Origin of the sequence: Bacillus sp. NPDC094064 (assembly GCF_050279585.1) — a bacterium.
GTDB lineage: Bacteria > Bacillota > Bacilli > Bacillales > Bacillaceae_G > Bacillus_A.
In genome coordinates, this window is record NZ_JBNNUI010000012.1 from 80,183 (window position 1) to 99,429 (window position 19,247).

The 19,247-nt window shown below is 34.5% G+C and carries 16 protein-coding genes and 1 pseudogene; 10 read left to right on the top strand and 7 right to left on the bottom strand.

The window, feature by feature from the left end; all coding sequences use genetic code 11:
• Window positions 1–83 precede the first annotated feature (83 nt).
• From ACQKNI_RS22890 to ACQKNI_RS22900, 3 genes are all read right to left on the bottom strand, one after another.
• On the bottom strand, window positions 84–1,505 hold the full coding sequence (locus ACQKNI_RS22890; protein WP_088231890.1) for an oligosaccharide flippase family protein: 1,422 nt from the start codon (window positions 1,503–1,505) through the stop codon (window positions 84–86).
• A gap of 93 nt (window positions 1,506–1,598) precedes the next feature.
• Window positions 1,599–2,579, bottom strand: a complete 981-nt coding sequence (locus ACQKNI_RS22895) for a glycosyltransferase family 2 protein (protein WP_088231891.1) — start codon at window positions 2,577–2,579, stop codon at window positions 1,599–1,601.
• 176 nt (window positions 2,580–2,755) lie between these two features.
• Window positions 2,756–3,268, bottom strand: a complete 513-nt coding sequence (locus ACQKNI_RS22900) for an acyl-CoA thioesterase (RefSeq protein ID WP_088231892.1) — start codon at window positions 3,266–3,268, stop codon at window positions 2,756–2,758.
• A gap of 312 nt (window positions 3,269–3,580) precedes the next feature.
• Here ACQKNI_RS22900 and ACQKNI_RS22905 point away from each other — a divergent pair, with 312 nt between their 5' ends.
• Window positions 3,581–4,894 carry an ArnT family glycosyltransferase gene (locus tag ACQKNI_RS22905; RefSeq protein ID WP_088231893.1) on the top strand — a complete coding sequence of 438 codons (1,314 nt, stop codon included), beginning with the start codon at window positions 3,581–3,583 and terminating at the stop codon, window positions 4,892–4,894.
• Window positions 4,895–4,985: 91 nt separating this feature from the next.
• Here the strand turns inward: ACQKNI_RS22905 and ACQKNI_RS22910 are convergent, their stop codons facing one another.
• From ACQKNI_RS22910 to ACQKNI_RS22920, 3 genes and pseudogenes are all read right to left on the bottom strand, one after another.
• Complete coding sequence (locus tag ACQKNI_RS22910; RefSeq protein WP_373605063.1) at window positions 4,986–5,687, bottom strand: methyl-accepting chemotaxis protein; 702 nt, start codon at window positions 5,685–5,687, stop codon at window positions 4,986–4,988.
• A 102-nt stretch (window positions 5,688–5,789) separates the two neighbouring features.
• Window positions 5,790–6,287 (bottom strand): annotated as a pseudogene (locus ACQKNI_RS22915) (protoglobin family protein); the annotation flags it as partial.
• 129 nt (window positions 6,288–6,416) lie between these two features.
• Entirely contained in the window at window positions 6,417–7,049 is a 633-nt protein-coding gene (locus ACQKNI_RS22920) for a trimeric intracellular cation channel family protein (protein WP_000924372.1), read from the bottom strand.
• Between the two features lie 272 nt (window positions 7,050–7,321).
• Here ACQKNI_RS22920 and ACQKNI_RS22925 point away from each other — a divergent pair, with 272 nt between their 5' ends.
• The 8 genes from ACQKNI_RS22925 (at window position 7,322) to ACQKNI_RS22960 (ending at window position 16,540) form a co-directional block, all read left to right on the top strand.
• Window positions 7,322–8,728 carry an O-antigen ligase family protein gene (locus ACQKNI_RS22925; protein ID WP_088231896.1) on the top strand — a complete coding sequence of 469 codons (1,407 nt, stop codon included), beginning with the start codon at window positions 7,322–7,324 and terminating at the stop codon, window positions 8,726–8,728.
• A gap of 76 nt (window positions 8,729–8,804) precedes the next feature.
• Window positions 8,805–9,905 (top strand): glycosyltransferase family 4 protein, encoded by a 1,101-nt coding sequence (locus ACQKNI_RS22930; protein WP_088231897.1) that lies wholly within the window; start codon window positions 8,805–8,807, stop codon window positions 9,903–9,905.
• Between the two features lie 15 nt (window positions 9,906–9,920).
• Window positions 9,921–10,661, top strand: a complete 741-nt coding sequence (locus ACQKNI_RS22935) for a WecB/TagA/CpsF family glycosyltransferase (RefSeq protein WP_098357131.1) — start codon at window positions 9,921–9,923, stop codon at window positions 10,659–10,661.
• A 155-nt stretch (window positions 10,662–10,816) separates the two neighbouring features.
• Window positions 10,817–12,016 carry an MFS transporter gene (locus ACQKNI_RS22940; RefSeq protein WP_088231899.1) on the top strand — a complete coding sequence of 400 codons (1,200 nt, stop codon included), beginning with the start codon at window positions 10,817–10,819 and terminating at the stop codon, window positions 12,014–12,016.
• A 209-nt stretch (window positions 12,017–12,225) separates the two neighbouring features.
• A complete protein-coding gene (locus ACQKNI_RS22945; protein WP_088231900.1) occupies window positions 12,226–12,942 on the top strand; it encodes a LytR/AlgR family response regulator transcription factor in 717 nt (238 codons plus the stop codon).
• A gap of 122 nt (window positions 12,943–13,064) precedes the next feature.
• Entirely contained in the window at window positions 13,065–15,140 is a 2,076-nt protein-coding gene (cstA, locus tag ACQKNI_RS22950; protein ID WP_088231901.1) for a carbon starvation protein CstA, read from the top strand.
• A complete protein-coding gene (locus ACQKNI_RS22955) occupies window positions 15,133–15,336 on the top strand; it encodes a YbdD/YjiX family protein (protein WP_071710843.1) in 204 nt (67 codons plus the stop codon). The genes cstA and ACQKNI_RS22955 overlap by 8 nt, the downstream gene beginning before the upstream one ends.
• 148 nt (window positions 15,337–15,484) lie before the next feature.
• Window positions 15,485–16,540 (top strand): diguanylate cyclase, encoded by a 1,056-nt coding sequence (locus tag ACQKNI_RS22960; RefSeq protein WP_098253553.1) that lies wholly within the window; start codon window positions 15,485–15,487, stop codon window positions 16,538–16,540.
• A 159-nt stretch (window positions 16,541–16,699) separates the two neighbouring features.
• Here ACQKNI_RS22960 and pdxK read toward each other — a convergent pair whose 3' ends face one another.
• Window positions 16,700–17,524, bottom strand: a complete 825-nt coding sequence (gene pdxK / locus ACQKNI_RS22965; protein ID WP_000174251.1) for a pyridoxine/pyridoxal/pyridoxamine kinase — start codon at window positions 17,522–17,524, stop codon at window positions 16,700–16,702.
• A 134-nt stretch (window positions 17,525–17,658) separates the two neighbouring features.
• Here pdxK and ACQKNI_RS22970 point away from each other — a divergent pair, with 134 nt between their 5' ends.
• Window positions 17,659–19,230, top strand: coding sequence for a GAF domain-containing sensor histidine kinase (locus ACQKNI_RS22970; RefSeq protein WP_088231903.1), 1,572 nt, complete (start codon window positions 17,659–17,661; stop codon window positions 19,228–19,230).
• Window positions 19,231–19,247 lie beyond the last annotated feature (17 nt).

The following is a 19,247-nucleotide window of genomic DNA, read 5'->3' on the forward strand; positions in this document are numbered from 1 at the left end:
AGAAAGAAATCCGCTTTTATCCGCTATTTGCGTGATAATAATCAGTGGGGATGAACAAAACCGCCACTGATTAAAGTTTCCTTTTATGCTATGTTCTTACCAAGTTTTGTATTTACGAAGTCTAAAAGTAACCTGCGTATTTGTGGATCAATGGCAAGACCGATAATGCCGTACAATATACCAGTAAGTGTTAAAGCTACTAGTGGTGGCAAGTAAATGAATACTGTGCGGTATAGGGCGTAACTAATTATAAATGCGAGGCTATTAAATATAATTCCTTTAAATAATAGCCCGAAACCTTTACGGACAAATAAAGTAAATCCAATTAATAAAGTAACTTCAGTAAGGATAGCTGCTACAGAAGCTCCCATCATTCCAAATTCACTACCTAAAATGATGTAACTTATGATGGCAACAGCCAATCCAATTCCCATTATTGTCGCACGTTTCCACTGTTGTCCAATTGTTGTTAAGTTATCAGCGAGTGGATAGTTGATAGATTGTAAAATGACCATAAAGGCTAAAATTGCAAGAGCATCACCAGCTGGTGCGTATTTTTCACCTAATAAAGTAACAATCCAAAAACTTGGATCGGCGATAAATGGGATAGCGATTCCCATACCTAAAAAGGACATAAGTTTTAATTCGAACTGAGATAGCTTTCTATGTTCGTCAATATTTTTTTCATTTCCAAAAGCGAATAATTTTGGATAAAAGGCCGCTGCAATTACACCAGGTATTTGATACAGTACGGCAGGTATTTTATAGGCAGCCCCAAAGAATCCAACTTGCTCATGTGTTGAAACTTTTTCTAATATAATAGGACCTAATTGTGGTAAAAGCATAATGATAATGCCATTGATTGTGAAAATAAGCAGTTGATCTAAAATTCCTTTGTCCCAGCCTTTATGAACTTTTGTATGGCGGAGTACCATTAAGAAGGCGATAATCCCTGTTACAAGGCTAGATATTCCGTACATGGCAGCTACCATCATAAGTGACCATTTAAATGACATCCCTAGCAGAAGAGCGGCTGCGGCTGTCACACCTTGTAGTACAGAAATAATTGCTGTAAATTGCATGCGTTCTGTTACTTGGAAATATGCCATCCCAACACCTTGTAAAGTGGCTCCAAACATGGTTGGTAGTACGACCCAATATACCATGGCACGTAAGTAAGCATCAGTGTAGAAGAACTGAGCAAAAATAGCGAAGAGCACAGAAATTACGATAGCTAATACTAAACGAATACGTAAATAACTACTTATTAATACGCTAATGTTAGCGTCACTTCTCGTTCCTTCACGCATAAACGTATGTGTTAAACCTGCATCTGTAAAATAACAAATGACAGCGGAAACTGCTAATGCAACTGTAAACATCCCGTACTCATTTGGTGAAACATATCTTGCAAAGAGAATCGTGGCAATAGCAAGTACAAATCGAACAGTAATATTTCCTACAAAGAGGTAGGAGGCATTTTTTAGGATTTTATTTGTTTTCATGGAAAAAGACCTTTCTATTCTTCAGGACACGTTTTGTCCAATTTGTAAATTAAATTTGTTTAAGGGAAGAATGTTTAAAAGCTTATTTTTTATTTAAGAAAACAGAAATCTGATGCGTACAAACCAAAGCATCGCGTATAATTTTTTGCTACGCTTTCCATTTTTTGAATAGATTTTGCGACAATATTTCTTTATATCGCTTTTAATTAATTGGACTTTTGATTTATCTAATTTAGAGCTCGCTTTAATGTATATACAAGCATTGTTAATGACTGTATATGGAAATAGGTAAGTCTCAAGGATTTCAATAAGCTCTGTAGAATCCTTCGTGATTAAGTCTTCAGATTTATTATGAATCCAATTCTTCATTCGAGTAAATACTTCTAATTCTTTCGTTGTTTTTAATTCATACTCTTTATAATTCGAAGAAAGGCTTCCTCCTGATAGGATTCGATAATATGTTAAATATTCATCGACATAACACACATTTGTTACACTCATTAATTTAAATAGAAATTCTAAGTCTTCTCCCCAGCTACATCCTGGTGTGAAACGAATATTATGATCCATCACGATAGATTTTTTGAAAATCCAAGTACTCGTTTGTGCAAAAACTTGATGTGTTAAGAAATCTTTTGTCATATTTCCTTTAACAAAGTTTGTCGTGTTTTCAACCTTTTCACCAGTTTCTTCGTAAAAGTTCATATATCCACAATAGCAAGCATTCATATTATTTTTGTGCATGCTTTCCATTTGCTTTTCTATTTTTGTATGATGCCATAAATCATCACTATCAAGAAAAGAAATATATTCTCCGCTTGCGTTTTCAATTCCTGTATTACGAGCAACAGAAACACCTTGATTTTTTTGTAAGATATATTTTATTTGTTCAGGATATTTTCTTTCGATATTTTTAACAATAGAAGCTGATTGATCTTTACTTCCATCATCAACAACTACAATTTCAATATTTTTATATGTCTGATTCAGGATTGATTCCATCGTCTCTTCAATGTATTTTTCCGCATTATACAGCGGGATAATAACGGAAACGAGTTGTGTTTGTTCCATCATATAATTATTATCTCCTCAAATTTTTTATGTTGTACATTATATAGGCCTTTTGCAAGGTAGAAGATTACAAGAACATCTGTATAAGTTTACCGCATATAAACTTTGTAAATCAACAATATGTATTTTATATAAAAAACCTTCCTTTTTGATGTGTAAAAAGGAAGGTAAATCAAATATTACATACCCCAAGGTTTGCTTAATGTTAATACTTCGGCCATTTCTTTGCTTTTTAAACGCCCTTTTTTTCTATTTTCTGCACGCTCTGAACCAGTTGTGTGTAGCCAATGTTCTTCTTCGGTTTCAGGAAGTACTTGTGGAACAGATGAAGGTTTTCCATCTTTTAACGCAACGAATGTAATGAAACATGTTGCAGCTATTCTACGTTCACCTGCTAGCAAATTCTCTGCAATTACTTTTACGAAAACTTCCATGGAAGATTTTCCAGTGTAACATACGAATGCTTCATAACAAACAGAATCTGCCTGGTGAATGGGAGTTAAAAAATCAACGGAATCGATAGATGCTGTGACGCAATGTTTACGGCTATGTCTTGCAGCTGCAATTGAGGCGATGCTATCAATTTCTGCTAATAGTTTTCCTCCGAAAAGCGTTTGGTGGTTATTTAAATCATTAGGAAAAACACGTGTTGTTTTAATTGCTTTTGATTCTCGCATGAATTTCTTTTCCATATATTCAGCCCCTATTTTCTGTTTTCAATCAGAATGACATGTATTGTAAGTGGAGTACAAAATTATTAAAAATCGTTAGATATTTAATGAAGTAAAGAATTCCAGAAGAGGGTTAGTAAAACTTCTGTATTTGTATTCATGTAACTGAAAGAAAATTTATCATATATAAAGTGTAGTGTAAAAGAGGATTCGCTTACATTGCAAGTGAAAAAGTTATGACTCTGTATTTGTCATAGAAATTCCCTATCAGCCGTGTACCTATTCATGATAGAATCGTTTTGTTATGAATGGAAATAGAGGTGCAATGGATATATGAATCATATACAAACAAATTTTTCATCTTTCTTCAGTAAAATAATGATCGGTGCGATGCTCGCATTTTTTGTGTATAGTTGTTGGTCGGCGTTTGAAACAAGTAAGCAATTTTTCGGAGGAAATACAACAAGTGTAATAATCGTAATGGTGATTTTTGTTATTCTTATGCTGTTAGTGGCATCGATTTTACAGTATCGTTTTACAGATAAACAATTTCTTATTTTTCTTTTAAGTATATCTATAGTTACGAGACTTAGTGTGGTTCTATTTGTAGATGTTCCGATAATCGGTGATATGAAAGCTATGTTTGAGTCTGCTAAGCAGATTGCAATTGGCAATAACGTAGAGAATGTAGTGCAGTTGCCTTTTATTATTTATGAATCAATTATTATTCGTATATTTGGCGATACAGTATTCGCATTGCAATTATTTAACGTTTTGCTCTGCGCGGGGACTGCATTTTTCATTTATCGTATTGCAACTATGGTTTTTGGGGAAGAGTGTGGTCGCATTGCGTCTGTATTTTACGCTTTATATATTCCGAATGTATTTATGAGTTCCTTATTAACGCCAGAATCACTTGCAATATTTTTATTTTATTTTGCTTGTTACATACTCTTATATAAAGGATTGGATCATCCTTATATGTGGGTGCTTTCAGCGATTTTATTTGCATTTAGCAATATGATTTTGCCAATGGGATTATTTCTCCCTATTTTTATCGCCGTATATGTGTTATTAATTGAACTCTTTCAATCGGCAACGAAACAAAAAGTGCTATTAAAGATGATAGGGATCCTTATTCTGTTTTATAGCGTTCATTTTGGTGTGAGTTACGGGATTCATACAATGGGAATGTCACAATATACGATTTCGAACGAGGCGTATGTTCAATCTGTCTTAATCGGAGAAACTCAAAGTGAGGAAAAAATACCGAAAAATCAAAGTGTAACAGAGCATATTGATCAAAAGTTAAAAGAGATTGAGGGAGAAAGATTTAAAACTTTAACACCAGTAATGAATCAGTTTTCAAACGAGGGAACAAATTCTATTCTGTCCAAATGCGAAAAGCTTATATATATAGCTGTAACGTTATTTATGGCTATAGCCTTATTGCACTTCCTTATTAAAAAACAACAAAATGAAGGATATATGTTGTTCGTATTGCTAATTAGCGGATATGTATTATTAAGGTTATTCCAAGTAGATGTGGCATATTATAATATCATTGTGCCAGCATTGTTTATTTTGCAAAGTTTTGGTGTTTATATGAGTTATGTTTACTGTCAAAAAATATTCTTCAGAAAATAAAAAGAATCCATTTCGGATTCTTTTTTTGTTGATGGAAGGAGAGGGCTAGTTGTCAGTGGGATGAATGATCGCCACTGACCTACGTTTTACCTTATCGGTTTAATTCTAGCTGTAAACTATCAGCTGTTAGGGCCATTTTTGAAGAATCGTCTTGAATACTCTTCATTACTTGTGAAATAGTTTCCAACTCATTTTCAATTTTTTTATTCTGTTCTTTTGAGTTAGACATGTCGTTTACGATTTCTTGGAAGTATTGATCTGTTGCATACATACTATCTGTTCCTTCAGAAACGAGAGAGCTAATTTGCTTTACGGAAGAAGAGACACGAGTAATCTGTTCATTTGTTTTTTCAACGAGTTTTGTAACGTTAAATATAGATTCTTTCGTTTGCTCAGATAACTTGCGAATTTCTCCGGCTACAACAGAAAAGCCTTTACCAAATTCTCCAGCACGTGCAGATTCAATAGCAGCATTTAGTGCTAGTAAATTTGTTTGCTCTGCAATTGATTTTACGATATCTATAATTTCGTTAATTTTGTTAGAAATATCGAGAAGTTCATGAGTATCTGTAATAATGGTTTCCATATTCGTTTGAATGGATTCCATTCGTTTGTTTTGCTGATTTAATTGTTCTTTACCCTTATTCGCTTTTTCTTCCGATGTTGTAGCTAATGATGTACCTGTTTTAGCGATTTCTACAATCGTTTCCGATTTAGCGGTTAATTTTTGAATAGAAGAGTTCGTTTTTTCAGATACAGATGCTAGTTCTGTTGCGATATGTGTAATTGTCATAGCTGTTATTTCTTTTTCTTTTTCATGTTCTTTTTGTATTCTTTCATACTCCGCTTCATAAGCAGCAAGAACAAGTTCTTGTTCAAGAGTGAATAATTTATTTATTACATTTATAGAATGAGAAAAATCCTCGATTGTTGTAATTTTTGTTTGTAAAATCTTCATGATAGAGCGGAATAATTCTTGATAAGCAGCAGTATACCACTTTCTATGTAAACCAATTTGCACATGCCTTTTGGCAATTCTAACACGTTGTTCAATAAAATCTTCGTGCATATTTCCGCTGAATAATTCTTTTATATGTGTTTTTAAAGTTTGTTTTAGTTTTGGAATAGAGCTGTAACGTTCAATAACATCGATTAAATTAGGTTGTTTTGTAATATTGGTATAGAACTTTTCCGTAATCCAATCTATCTCCTCATAGATAAAGGGTTGTAGTACTTTAACAATTTGTAAATCTTCTTTTGAAATATGTAGCATATCCATTTGGATTTTTAGTTCAGAATTAGCAGGAATGTTAAATATTATTTGTTTATCCTTACTTAATTCAATTATACTATCGCTTGTTTTAGTAGTATGTTTTTTAAAAACCCCAAGCATTGTTCTGCCTCCTGTTTGTAAAGCGTTTTCATTTTTTTGTCTTATATAATTATATATCTTTATATATAATTACTCTACATTGATGTATAGAATAGTATATAAATTAAGAGAATTCTATGCAGAATTCTCTTAATGGCTTTTATTAATTTTAGCATGTGTTTTAAAGAAAACTGGGAAATGCACATTATATATTACAGTGACGACACGAATAACGAATGTTACTAATAAACAAACATAGAAAGCTAACACGTGTGCGCCCATTGCATGTGTGATTAGGAAGCTAATTGCTCCCAAGATAGAAGCGATTGCGTAAATCTCTTTTCGGAATACATAAGGGATATCTTGAGCGCAAATGTCACGCAAAATACCGCCTCCAATACCTGTAATGACTCCCATTGAAACGACTAAAAACGAGGCGTCAACGTGATGTGACATTGCCGCATTTGCACCAATAGCTGTAAAAACACCTAAGCCAACAGCATCAGAAAGCATAATAACGACTTGAAGCTTATTAATACGTTCAAAAAACATACAAGTAAATAATGCCGATAATACGCTTACGAAAAAGTAAATGGGTTTTACAAATGCGACAGGAGGCAGGTTACCGATCATAATATCACGAATAATACCGCCGCCGAGCGCAGTAGCTACGGCTAAACAAAGGACACCGAATAAATCTAAATCTTTTTTTAAACCAACTAATGTACCGGAAATAGCAGCGGCGATAATGCCAAGAAACGTAAATATGTCGATTAATAACATGGCTGTAATCCCTTCCTCCTAAAGATGTTCCAGAGAAAAAATATACACTAAAGTTATGTAAATAACAATGCATTTTCGTTACATGCAGAAAAAAAGAAAAAATGAGAAAAGAAAGCGCTTGGAAATACAAATTTGCTTTTTTTCTATAAGGTAAATTGAGGGAGAAATGTGAGACGTTTAATTGAAAAATATATGTTATAATAAATATTTGAGACAATAAAAAAGTATAAACTGTATAGATTGAAATTAGGTAATAGTTATGGAGGTTCTAAATGTTAAGCGAAAATGGTAAGAGTAATAAATTTGAAAATTTTCTACTAATCTTTATTTTGTTGCAACCAATTTTAGATTTGCTTACGGCATTCTGTATAATGGTTCTAAAAATTGATACGACTATTGGGGTTATTACACGCTTATTCGTTATGTTTTTAGGTGGAATATATATTTTAATTCAAACGAAGAAAAAGGGAAATATAAAATATATAGCGTATATAATTCTAGTTGGAATAGTTTTCACCATTGGATTGGTAAATAATAAATTTACAAAGGATCCTATGGTACTTACAGAAGAAATCAAGTTTATAGCAAAAGCATTATATCCATTTGTTATGCTTACTTGCTATGTATTTGTTTTTAAATCGTTAAAGGAAAAAGGCCATTCGAAAATGCGTGACTATGTTACGTATGCATCATTAATTATTGGAGTAGTAATGGTAGCTTCGATTGCAACAGGAACAGATTACAATAATTATGAGTGGTTAAAGTTAGGATCACGTGGCTGGTTTTATGCAGGCAATGAGTTAGGATCTATTTTAGCGATCATGTGTCCGATTGTTGTTTTATATTCAATTGAAAAAACAAAAAGTATGGGAAAAATATACTACTGGATTCCTTCCATTTTAGTTGTTTTTTCATTATTTGCAGTTGGTACGAAGGTTGGCGTAGGCGCAATTTATGCAACAATGGCTATTGCAGTTGTTATGTGCTTTATTCAAGCCTTTACACAAGGTAAAAAAGGAAAGAAAAATATATATTTATTAAACGGTTTTATTGCAATGACCGTTTTTGTAGGAATTATGGCGTATACACCTTTTTCACCATTCTTGAAAAATATGGGTATTCACGTTCAATTAATTGAAGACCAACAGACTGCGAAAAAGGAAGAGAAGAAAAAAGAGCCGGGAGCAGGCAAAGAGCATAAACCTCCTGTTACAGAGAAAGAAAAAGAGAAAGAAAAAGAAAAAGAGAAAGTTGCAGAGAAAAAAGAAGAAACACAAGCTATTATTTTTAGTGGGCGTCAATTATTTGAGCAAATGTATAAAGACTTCTATAAAGAAGCCCCAACGTCTCAAAAATTATTAGGTATGGGTTATGCTGGTAACTATAAAGCAGAGCCGAAATTAATTGAACGTGACTTCCACGATTGGTTCTATTCTTTTGGAATCATAGGGTTCATTTTACTTGTAATTCCATTCTTATACTTTGGTATTAAATTTATCGTATGTGTATTTACTAAATTTAGACAAGTATTCACAGTGAAATATGCAATGGTGATTGCATCGATACTTCTCGGATTAGGTATTTCATTTATAGCTGGTCATATTTTAATGTCACCGGGAGTAAGTTTCTATTTAGTATTAATCATGGCATATTTAATAGTTGACTTGGAAATTGAATGATAGAAAAATAAAAGCTAGCATATGTTAGCTTTTATTTTGTTAGAGTAAATAAAAAGAAAAATGGGGGATGTAAGAAATGAAAGTGTTGCATATGAATGCTGGTGCAGAAGAAGGTGGGGGAAAAACACATATTATTTCACTTTTATCTCAATTTTCAAAGGAAGAAGTGGAATTAATGGTATTTGAAGAAGGTGCGATCGCTAGAGAGGCGAGGGACCTCGGTATTCAAGTACATGTTTTTACTCAATCATCTCGGTACGACCTATCAATTCTTTCAAAAATAAAGGCATTTATTAATGAAAACCAATTTGACATTGTGCATACACATGGCGCACGAGCAAATTTCTATCTCTCCCTCTTGAAAAAAGGTATAAAAGCGAAATGGATAATGACTGTCCACAGTGATCCAACTTTGGATTTTATGAAGAGAGGATTAAAGGGATGGGTATTTACGAAGTTAAATTTACGTTCTTTCAGGAAGGTAGATTTGTTCTTTGCAATTACGGAAAATTTCAAAGAAAATATAATGAAACTTGGTGTACCAGAAGAGAAAATTTGTACCGTTTATAACGGAATCGAGTATGATAACACTCCAGCAAAGCCTTATGATAAGAGTGAATTTGGCATCGGCGAAGGAGTATTTACGGCCATCCAAGTGGCACGTCTTCATCCTGTTAAAGGCCATAACATTTTATTTGAAGCGTTACAAAAAACTAAAATTCCAAATATAAAGGTGCTCTTACTTGGTGATGGACCTATAGAAGCAGAACTAAAAGAGATGGTGAAACAAAAAGGCTTAGAGGATAAGGTGATTTTTCTAGGTTTTCGTACAGATTCAAAAGAATTATATGCATCTGCACACATTAATTTGTTAACCTCTTATAGTGAAAGTTTCCCTCTTGTTTTATTAGAAGCGGCGAATCAACGCCTAACATCTATTGCAACAAATGTAGGTGATATGAGCAAGTTAATAGTTGATGATACGTATGGATGGATTGTACCAATTGGTGATGCAGATTCGTTAGCAAGCGCATTAGAAAATGCGTATGAAAAATGGTTGAATAATGAATTAGAAGCGATGGGAAATCGTTTATATAATCATGCATCTACTCATTTCTCACTAAAGAATTTGTATGAAGATACTCGTAATGCATATAAAAAACTTTTATTGAAATAGAGAGGATAGTTAATTATGGAAGTACAAAAGGTTGATATTTTAGGTGTCCCTTTCTCCACAATGACAATGGATGAAACGATCCAATATTTAAAGAAACAATTAGAATTGGAGCGAGCTCATACTTTTCAGGTAGTAACAGCAAATCCGGAAATTGTTATGTGCGCAAAAAAGGATGAAAAGTTCCATAAAACATTATTAAATACAGATTTAATTACACCTGATGGTATTGGAGTTGTAAAAGCAAGTGGTATGCTTGGTACACCTTTAAAAGAACGTGTAGCAGGTTTTGATTTAATGTGTAATTTATTTGCGAAGTTATCAGAAGAGAATAAACCAGTATCGGTTTTCTTACTAGGTGCAAAACCGCATGTTGTACAAGCTGCAGCGGAGCATTTAACGAAGACATATTCAGCGGTATCTATTGTAGGTACACAAGATGGGTATTTTAAACAAGAAGAAGAAGAGAATATTGTTTCTCGCATTCAAGAGGCAAAACCAGACTTACTGCTTGTTGCACTTGGTTTCCCAAGACAAGAGAACTTCATCCAAACGAATAAGCAGCGTTTAGAAACGAAAATGGCTGTTGGAGTAGGTGGAAGTTTAGATGTATGGGCTGGAGAGGTAAAACGTGCGCCAAAATGGATTCAAGCTATTAACTTAGAATGGTTTTATAGATTATGTAGTAATCCAACACGTTGGCGCCGTCAGTTAGTATTAGCGGAATTTTTAAAAGAAGTAATGCGTTCAAAAAAGTAGCGGAATATCGCTACTTTTTTTATTTGTTCATTTTTGATAAATATTTTATTTCTCGGGAATGATGAAGGAGAATTTTTTTAAACGAAAGTATTTTACTTATACAATTCACACATGTAAAATGATGTGTAAAGACAGCTGTGTAAGGAGGACTTCTTGTGGGCAAGGTAAAGGAAATTTCGAAGCGAAAGCTACTTGGTATAGCGGGGCTTGGATGGTTATTTGATGCAATGGATGTTGGAATGCTTTCATTTGTAATGGTAGCATTGCAAAAAGAGTGGGGATTAACGAGTCAGGAAATGGGCTGGATAGGTAGCATTAACTCAATTGGTATGGCAGTAGGGGCGCTTATTTTTGGAATACTATCAGATAAAATAGGACGGAAATCAGTCTTTATTATTACATTATTACTATTTTCTATCGGTAGTGGTTTAACGGCTTTAACGACGACACTCGCGATGTTCCTCGTGTTACGATTTTTAATCGGTATGGGACTTGGCGGAGAGTTGCCGGTTGCCTCTACACTAGTATCAGAAAGTGTTGAAGCACATGAGCGAGGCAAAATTGTTGTGCTATTAGAAAGTTTTTGGGCAGGTGGCTGGCTAATTGCAGCCCTTATCTCGTATTTTGTTATCCCGAAATATGGTTGGGAAGTTGCGATGATATTGAGTGCGGTTCCAGCAATATATGCTTTATATTTAAGATGGAGTTTGCCGGATTCTCCAAGATTCCAAAAGGCTGAAAAAAGACCATCTGTTACCCAAAATATAAAGTCAGTTTGGTCTGGAGAATATCGTAAAGCTACAATTATGCTATGGATTTTATGGTTTTGTGTTGTCTTTTCCTATTATGGAATGTTCCTTTGGTTACCTAGTGTAATGGTATTAAAAGGGTTTAGTTTAATAAAAAGCTTCCAGTATGTACTTATTATGACATTAGCTCAACTTCCAGGTTATTTCACTGCCGCTTGGTTTATTGAACGTATTGGTCGTAAATTTGTGTTAGTTACGTATTTAATCGGTACAGCGTGCAGTGCTTACTTGTTTGGAATTGCAGAGTCATTAACAGTTTTAATCGTGGCGGGTATGTTATTATCCTTCTTTAATTTAGGTGCTTGGGGTGCGTTATACGCTTATACGCCTGAACAGTATCCAACAGTTATTCGTGGTACAGGTGCAGGTATGGCAGCGGCATTCGGCCGTATTGGTGGTATTCTTGGGCCGCTACTAGTAGGATATTTAGTTGCTTCACAAGCTTCATTATCATTAATATTTACGATTTTCTGTGGATCAATTTTAATTGGCGTCTTTGCTGTGATAGTACTTGGGCAAGAAACGAAGCAACGGGAATTAATATAAAGTGAAACTTTAATGAGTGGGTGATCTATCCCCGCTCATTTCATTATTGGCCGCACCAGTCGGAATAAAAGAACAGAGGGAACCGTGATGGTTTCCTTTTTTCTGTTTTTTTAGATAAATCATGGTATAGTAAGAAAAAGGAATTATTTTTTATAAAAGCGAATGTATACAACAGGAAATACGGAGAAAAGAATTAGGTGGTTGAAGAAATGAAAATTTTACTAATCATGGAAAATGCAGAAGAACGAAAAGTTTTAGCTGAAACATTTACTGAAAATATACGAAATGTAGAATGCTTTGAAGCAAAGACGGGAACAGAATCATTATTTTTGATGAAAAAACATACACCAGATTTTGTTTTTTTAAATTCAAAATTACTAGATGGTACTGGTTTTGAATATGCGGGTCTATTACGGGAAGTAAATTGCTATACAAAATTTATTTTTGTAGGTGAAGATCTAGAAGAGTCCATTACAGCTTTTCGTTTCCAAGCATTTTATTATTTACTACGACCATTTCGTGAAGATGATTTACAATTTCTTTTATATAGAATGGGTAAAGAGCAAGGAGAGAGAGCAAAGAGTTGTTTACGAAAGCTACCGATAGAAGGCCAAGAGGGAATTCGCTATATCTTCCCGGAAAATATTGTATATGTAAGTAAAAATAAAGAGAATAAAACAGTTTCCATTTATACAACAAATAATCAGTATATTTCAACATATACACTTCAGGAATTAGAAAATAAGCTAAATGTATATGATTTTTTACGTGTGCATAAAAGCTATTTAATTAATATGTCATATGTACAAGAATTGAAGCCTTATTATAATGGCACATATAATTTGTATTTAGATAGATATGATGAGCAACCGATTCCAGTCAGCCGTAATTATGTAAAACGCCTTCGAAATAAAATTGAATTATAGCAGGTAATAAGAGTATTTTAACATGATAAACTAAAAATCCTTCATGATAAGGGGGATTCAATTTAAATATTCAGAAAATTTAGTACAATTTCCACTAAGAAGTAGTATTGGGGGGATTGTATTTGAAGACATTGAAGTCGATCTTACTTTGGGGAGTTATTGCGGCAGTAGGAGCAGGTGCTTTTGGCGTAATAGCTTTATCACAAGGTGAAACTATTAATGCTGTATGGCTTTTAGTAGCAGCGGTATGTGTATATGCAGTTGCTTATCGGTTTTATAGTAGATTTATAGCGAGAAAAGTTTTTGGTTTAGATAACAATCGGCAAACGCCAGCCCATACATTAAATGATGGGAAAGACTATGTGCCAACAAATAAATGGGTATTATTTGGGCATCACTTTGCAGCAATTGCTGGGGCGGGACCTTTAGTAGGGCCGATTTTGGCGGCGCAAATGGGATATTTACCAGGAACAATTTGGATTATTGTTGGGGTAGTTGTCGCGGGAGCAGTACAAGATTTTGTTATTTTATTTGCTTCAATGAGACGTAATGGTAAATCATTAGGAGAAATGATCAAAGATGAGATTGGGCCTGTTACAGGGCTAATTGCAATGATAGGTATTTTAGGCATTATGATTATTTTATTAGCCGTATTAGCGTTAGTAGTAGTAAAGGCATTGATCGGAAGTCCTTGGGGAATGTTTACGATAGCGGCAACGATTCCTATCGCTATTTTAATGGGAGTTTACATGCGCTATATTAGGCCTGGACGGGTTGGAGAAGGGTCAGTAATTGGTATTATTCTACTTATTCTATCTCTTATTGGGGGACAGTATGTAGCAGAAAACCCAACGCTTGCAAGTATGTTCACATTTAGTGGTGAAACGATCGCTATTATGCTTATTGTATATGGGTTTATTGCATCAGCATTACCAGTTTGGATGCTTCTAGCACCGCGTGATTATTTAAGTACATTTTTAAAAGTAGGAACAATTGTTGGATTAGCAATCGGTATTTTAATTGTAGCACCGGATCTAAAAATGCCAGCAGTTTCTCAGTTTATCGATGGAACAGGTCCTGTTTTCTCAGGTAATTTATTCCCGTTCTTATTTATTACAATTGCCTGCGGTGCTGTGTCTGGATTCCATGCTCTCGTTTCATCAGGTACGACGCCAAAAATGATTGAACAAGAGGGACATGCACAGCCAATCGGTTATGGAGCAATGTTAATGGAGTCGTTTGTAGCAGCGATGGCGATGATTGCTGCTTGTGTATTAACACCCGGCACTTATTTTGCGATTAATAGTCCAGCGGCACTTATCGGTACGGATGTATCGCAGGCCGCTCAAGTAATTTCTTCATGGGGATTTGCTATTACACCAAATGAATTAAAAGAACTTGCTGTAAATGTTGGAGAGCAAACGATTTTATCCCGTACAGGTGGTGCACCAACGTTAGCGATAGGTATGTCATATATTTTCTCACAAGTAATAGGTGGAACGGCAATGATGGCATTTTGGTATCATTTTGCTATTCTATTTGAAGCACTATTTATTTTAACAACGATTGATGCTGGAACGCGTGTAGGTCGATTTATGATTCAAGATATTTTAGGGCATGTATATAAGCCATTTGCGAAAACAGATTCTACATTAGCAAATGTAATAGCTACAACGTTATGTGTATTAGGATGGGGCTATTTCTTATACCAAGGGGTAGTAGATCCGCTTGGTGGAATTAATACATTATGGCCACTTTTCGGGATTGCAAACCAAATGTTAGCAGGTATTGCATTACTACTTGGAACGACAATTTTATTCAAAATGGGGAAAAAGGCATATGTTTGGGTGACGCTAATTCCAACTGTCGGATTACTTATTGTAACAATGACGGCTGGTTATCAAAAGTTATTTCATGAAAATCCTAAAATAGGATTTCTATCCCACGCGAAGGTGTTTCAGGGAGCATTAGACGAGGGGAAAGTGTTAGCCCCAGCTAAAAATGTTGCTCAAATGAAGCAAATTATTTTTAATGATTATGTTGATGCAGCACTATGCGGGATTTTTATGATAGTTGTAATCGCTGTATTAATTTCTGCAATTCGAATTTGGATTCAAGTATTAAAAAATAAGCCGATGCCGTTAAAAGAGGCACCATATATTCCTAGAGATGAAAGTGAGTCGAGGAACTATGCTTAAAAGACTACGGCAAGTATGGGGGAAAAGGAAACAATTTATTAGCTTACTTGTTGGGGTACCGAGCTATGAAACATATGTCGCCCATATGAAAAAGCATCATCCAGAAGAAGAGATTGTATGTCAAAAGCAATTTTTTGCTGAGGCACAAGAAGCTAGATTTAACGCAAAAGGTGGAAAGATATCACGCTGTTGTTAATAAAAAAGGACGAAAATTCGTCCTTTTTTATTTTTTTGCTGTTTCACGTGGAACAGCAAAAAATAAATAAAAAGCTTTGGGAATTATAGACATTTCGTATACAATAAAATAAGGAAAGGGATAGATGGAAAAGTAGGGAGATTATTTTATGTTAAGAGATCTATTTGTAAACACAACAATTATTCTTTCCTTTATTTTTGTTGGAGGCCAGCTTTTAAGAGACAAGCCGTTAAAAGAAGGACTCTCTTTTTGGCAGAAATGTACAGTAGGTATGTTTACCGGAATATTAAGTGTACTGTTGATGCATTTTGGTGTGCATATTGAAGATATTATGTTGGATCTACGCTATTTAGCTGTTATTTTGGCAATTATAATTGGAGGTCCGATAGCAAGTAGTATAACAGTTACTATTATTTTAATTACTCGATTGTTTTTTACTGAGCACTCTTTAGCTTCTGAATTGGCTTGCTATACTATCGTATTGATAGGGATTGGAATTCACTTTATTTGGCGGATGAAAGTTTCAATATTTATAAAGTGGATATGGTTTAATGTGTGTAGTTTGTTTATTTTAATAATACCGATTTATATCTTGTTTAATGATATATATGTAGTAGCGTTATATTTAGTTTGTAGTAGTGTTACAGCATATATCACATTTATAAGCGCAAATTACGTATTGCAATCTAATGAGTTATTTCAAACGATGAAACAGTATGCGACGATAGATGCATTAACAGGCTTAGGAAACGTAAGGCAGTTTGATCTAGAGATGAATCATCATATTGGCAATAAGAACATGAAAAATGATTCACTTTGTTTACTATTTATAGATATTGACCACTTTAAGTATGTAAATGACACATATGGGCATCCTGCAGGAGATGAAGTGTTAAAACAGGTAGGACGTATTTTACAAGAAATTTCAACATTTCCAGATTTGGTTTTTCGAAAGGGTGGAGAAGAATTTGCACTTTTGATACCGAAAAAGGGGTTAACTTATGGAATGCGTATGGGTGAACAAATTCGTACAGCTGTTGAGAAACATTCATTTCAATTGTTAGATGGAACAAAAATAAAAATTACAGTTTCAGTAGGGATTTCCGAGTATGAGTCATCACCAAATCAATTTATTCAAGCAGCGGATGATGCGTTATATTACTCGAAACGAAATGGTAGAAATAAAGTTAGCTCTGCATCTTAAAGGTAAGATGACCAGAAGGGCTTATAAAAACACCCACAGAGACTCTGTGGGTGTTTTCATTTATCCCGCATCAACAGGCAGTAAGACCCTGATTGGTGAAGGATAATAATCAGTGGGGGATGAACAAAACCCCCACTGATGAAAGTTTCACTTTATATGTTAGACAAGCTCTTTTGATGCAACGAATTTACGATATGCACCGTGATGTGTAGGGCCTACGTATTCGTTAATTTTGAATGAATAACGAATAGCTGCTGTGATAAATTCTTTAGCAGTTTTTACTGCTTCTTTCACAGGTTTTCCTTTTGCAAGTTCTGCTGTAATTGCAGCAGAATATGTACAACCTGCACCATGTGTATTTGTCGTATCAATTTTTTCAGATTCTAGAAGATCGAATGTCTCTCCATCATATAGGACGTCGATTGCAGTTTCTGTACCAAGCTTGCTACCGCCTTTAATTAGGACGTATTTAGCACCTAAAGCGTGGATTTTTTTCGCTGCTTCTTTCATGTCCTCAAGAGAATTAATTTTCACGCCACTTAATTGGTAAGCTTCAAATAAGTTTGGTGTTACAACTAATGCCTTTGGAACAAGAACGTCACGTAAGCAATCATTCGTTTCAGGATGTAATGCTTCATCAGCACCTTTACATACCATAACAGGGTCAACTACTACGTTTTTAAAATTATGCTTTTCGATTGTTTCTGCAACCATCTCAATAATTTCTACTGATCCAAGCATACCTGTTTTTAAAGCATCTACGCCAACGCCCTCAATTGTCGTTTCTAATTGTGGTTTTAATGTAGAAGCCGGGATTGGGAATACGTTATGTGCCCAACCGTTATGTGGATCCATCGTTACGATTGTCGTAAGAGATGTCATTCCGTATACACCAAGTTCTTGGAATGTTTTTAAATCTGCTTGTATACCAGCACCACCACTTGTGTCAGAACCAGCGATGGTAAGTGCTTTATTTAATGTCATTATGAAATCCCCCTCAAGTGATATAATGAAAACTATGTTTTCACCATTATATCAATGTTACGAATAAGTACAAAGTGAAAAGTAGATGATTTACTTTAGGGGTAATTTAAAATCTTGTATGTAGGAGATTAAGTATGTTTCGAGATAATCGTACAAATGAATTAGTTATATTAAAAGAAATTGCAGAAACGCTAAATACATCAAATGATACATATCATGTACTACAAGCAGTGCTAGAAAAATTACTTAGTGTAACAGGTTTAACGACAGGATGGATTTTTCTTGCTGATGAAAATGGGAAATACACGAAGTTAATCGATTACCAGTTACCAGAGGCGCTTACATATGAAAACAAACGCCCGATGTGTGAAGGGGAATGTTGGTGTTTACGTGGTTTTGTAGATGGAAAGTTAGAGAGAGCTGTTAATATTATTGAATGTAAAAGAATTAATAATGCAATTGAATACAATTGGGGAGATACAGAGGGAATTCTTCATCATGCTACGGTACCTTTAAAAGCTGGAGGAGAAAAATTTGGGTTATTAAATGTTGCAAGCCCAGGTAAAACACATTTCTCGGAGGAAGAATTAGTATTGCTCCAATCAGTTGCCTTCCAAATTGGAACGGCCTTAAAGCGGGCAAAATTATATGAAAATGAAAAACGAAGAGCACATTATTATGTGAAATTAGAACGTTTCATTCAAGCTTTGAGAACGATTCATCAGTTTAATATATTGCCTGAAAAAGTTGTAAATCAATTAGGTGAAGTGTTTCAGTGGAATCAAGTAGCATTCTTTATTAGGGAAGAGGAAGAGTTAGCTTTGCGAGCATCTTATTGCCAGGAAGAATTACAAGAGGATGTAAAAGAAGCGGCGAAAGAAGCATTAGAAAAAGGTGAATCTATTTTATTAAAACGTCAAATTAGTCATAGGGTCCCTTCGAATAGGACAGTTATTGCCACACCAATACAGATTCAAAGTCACATATTTGGTGTTTTATGTGTTAGTTCAAATAATGGTGAATTTGATGTGAATACGATAGATGTGCTTCAAGCTATAACAAATCATATTTCTTTCGTGATAGAGAATTTAAGATTAAATGAGCAACGACGCGAACTTGTACGAATGGAAGAAAGAAATCGTTTAGCAAGAGATTTACATGACTCCGTCTCACAAAAGCTATTTTCGTTAACCTTTATGACAAAAGGTGCTGAGGCAGTTTTAAAAGGCCAAAATGAGAGAGTAGATCAATCTTTGCACGAGATGCGTGAATTAGCGCAAGGTGCTTTAAAGGAAATGAGGACGTTAATTTGGCAGCTCCGTCCGGCAGGATTAGAGAAAGGCTTATTACCAGCTTTAAAGCAGTATGGTGAAAATTTAGGATTGAAAGTTAGGGAAGAAGTTACAGGTGTTCGTGATTTACCACGTGTAGTAGAAGAAGCATTATGGCGTATTGGACAAGAAGCGTTAAATAATGTAAGTAAGCATGCAGGTGTAAAAGAAGCAACGATTTATTTTAAAGTGACTGAGAAAAATGTATCATTAGAAATAGTAGATCAAGGTAATGGATTTATAGAAAAGGACATAAAAGAGAAGAAATCACTTGGTATGACAACGATGCGTGAAAGAGTAGCGCTGATTGGCGGGACAATTAAAATTGTAAGTGAAAACAAACGAACAAGTATACAAATAAATGTACCATTATGATGTGAAAATGAGGGAAG

Coding starts and splice junctions, on each gene's coding strand:
- ACQKNI_RS22895 (WP_088231891.1), bottom strand. CDS start 2,579: ATGATGGAACAAACACAACTCGTTTCCGTTATTATCCCGCTGTATAAT.
- ACQKNI_RS22955 (WP_071710843.1), top strand. CDS start 15,133: ATGCTTAAAAGACTACGGCAAGTATGGGGGAAAAGGAAACAATTTATT.
- ACQKNI_RS22905 (WP_088231893.1), top strand. CDS start 3,581: ATGAATCATATACAAACAAATTTTTCATCTTTCTTCAGTAAAATAATG.
- ACQKNI_RS22970 (WP_088231903.1), top strand. CDS start 17,659: ATGTTTCGAGATAATCGTACAAATGAATTAGTTATATTAAAAGAAATT.
- ACQKNI_RS22925 (WP_088231896.1), top strand. CDS start 7,322: ATGTTAAGCGAAAATGGTAAGAGTAATAAATTTGAAAATTTTCTACTA.
- ACQKNI_RS22900 (WP_088231892.1), bottom strand. CDS start 3,268: ATGGAAAAGAAATTCATGCGAGAATCAAAAGCAATTAAAACAACACGT.
- ACQKNI_RS22930 (WP_088231897.1), top strand. CDS start 8,805: ATGAAAGTGTTGCATATGAATGCTGGTGCAGAAGAAGGTGGGGGAAAA.
- pdxK (WP_000174251.1), bottom strand. CDS start 17,524: ATGACATTAAATAAAGCACTTACCATCGCTGGTTCTGACACAAGTGGT.
- ACQKNI_RS22890 (WP_088231890.1), bottom strand. CDS start 1,505: ATGAAAACAAATAAAATCCTAAAAAATGCCTCCTACCTCTTTGTAGGA.
- ACQKNI_RS22960 (WP_098253553.1), top strand. CDS start 15,485: ATGTTAAGAGATCTATTTGTAAACACAACAATTATTCTTTCCTTTATT.
- ACQKNI_RS22935 (WP_098357131.1), top strand. CDS start 9,921: ATGGAAGTACAAAAGGTTGATATTTTAGGTGTCCCTTTCTCCACAATG.
- ACQKNI_RS22910 (WP_373605063.1), bottom strand. CDS start 5,687: ATGACAATTACACATATCGCAACAGAACTAGCATCTGTATCTGAAAAA.
- ACQKNI_RS22945 (WP_088231900.1), top strand. CDS start 12,226: ATGAAAATTTTACTAATCATGGAAAATGCAGAAGAACGAAAAGTTTTA.
- ACQKNI_RS22920 (WP_000924372.1), bottom strand. CDS start 7,049: ATGTTATTAATCGACATATTTACGTTTCTTGGCATTATCGCCGCTGCT.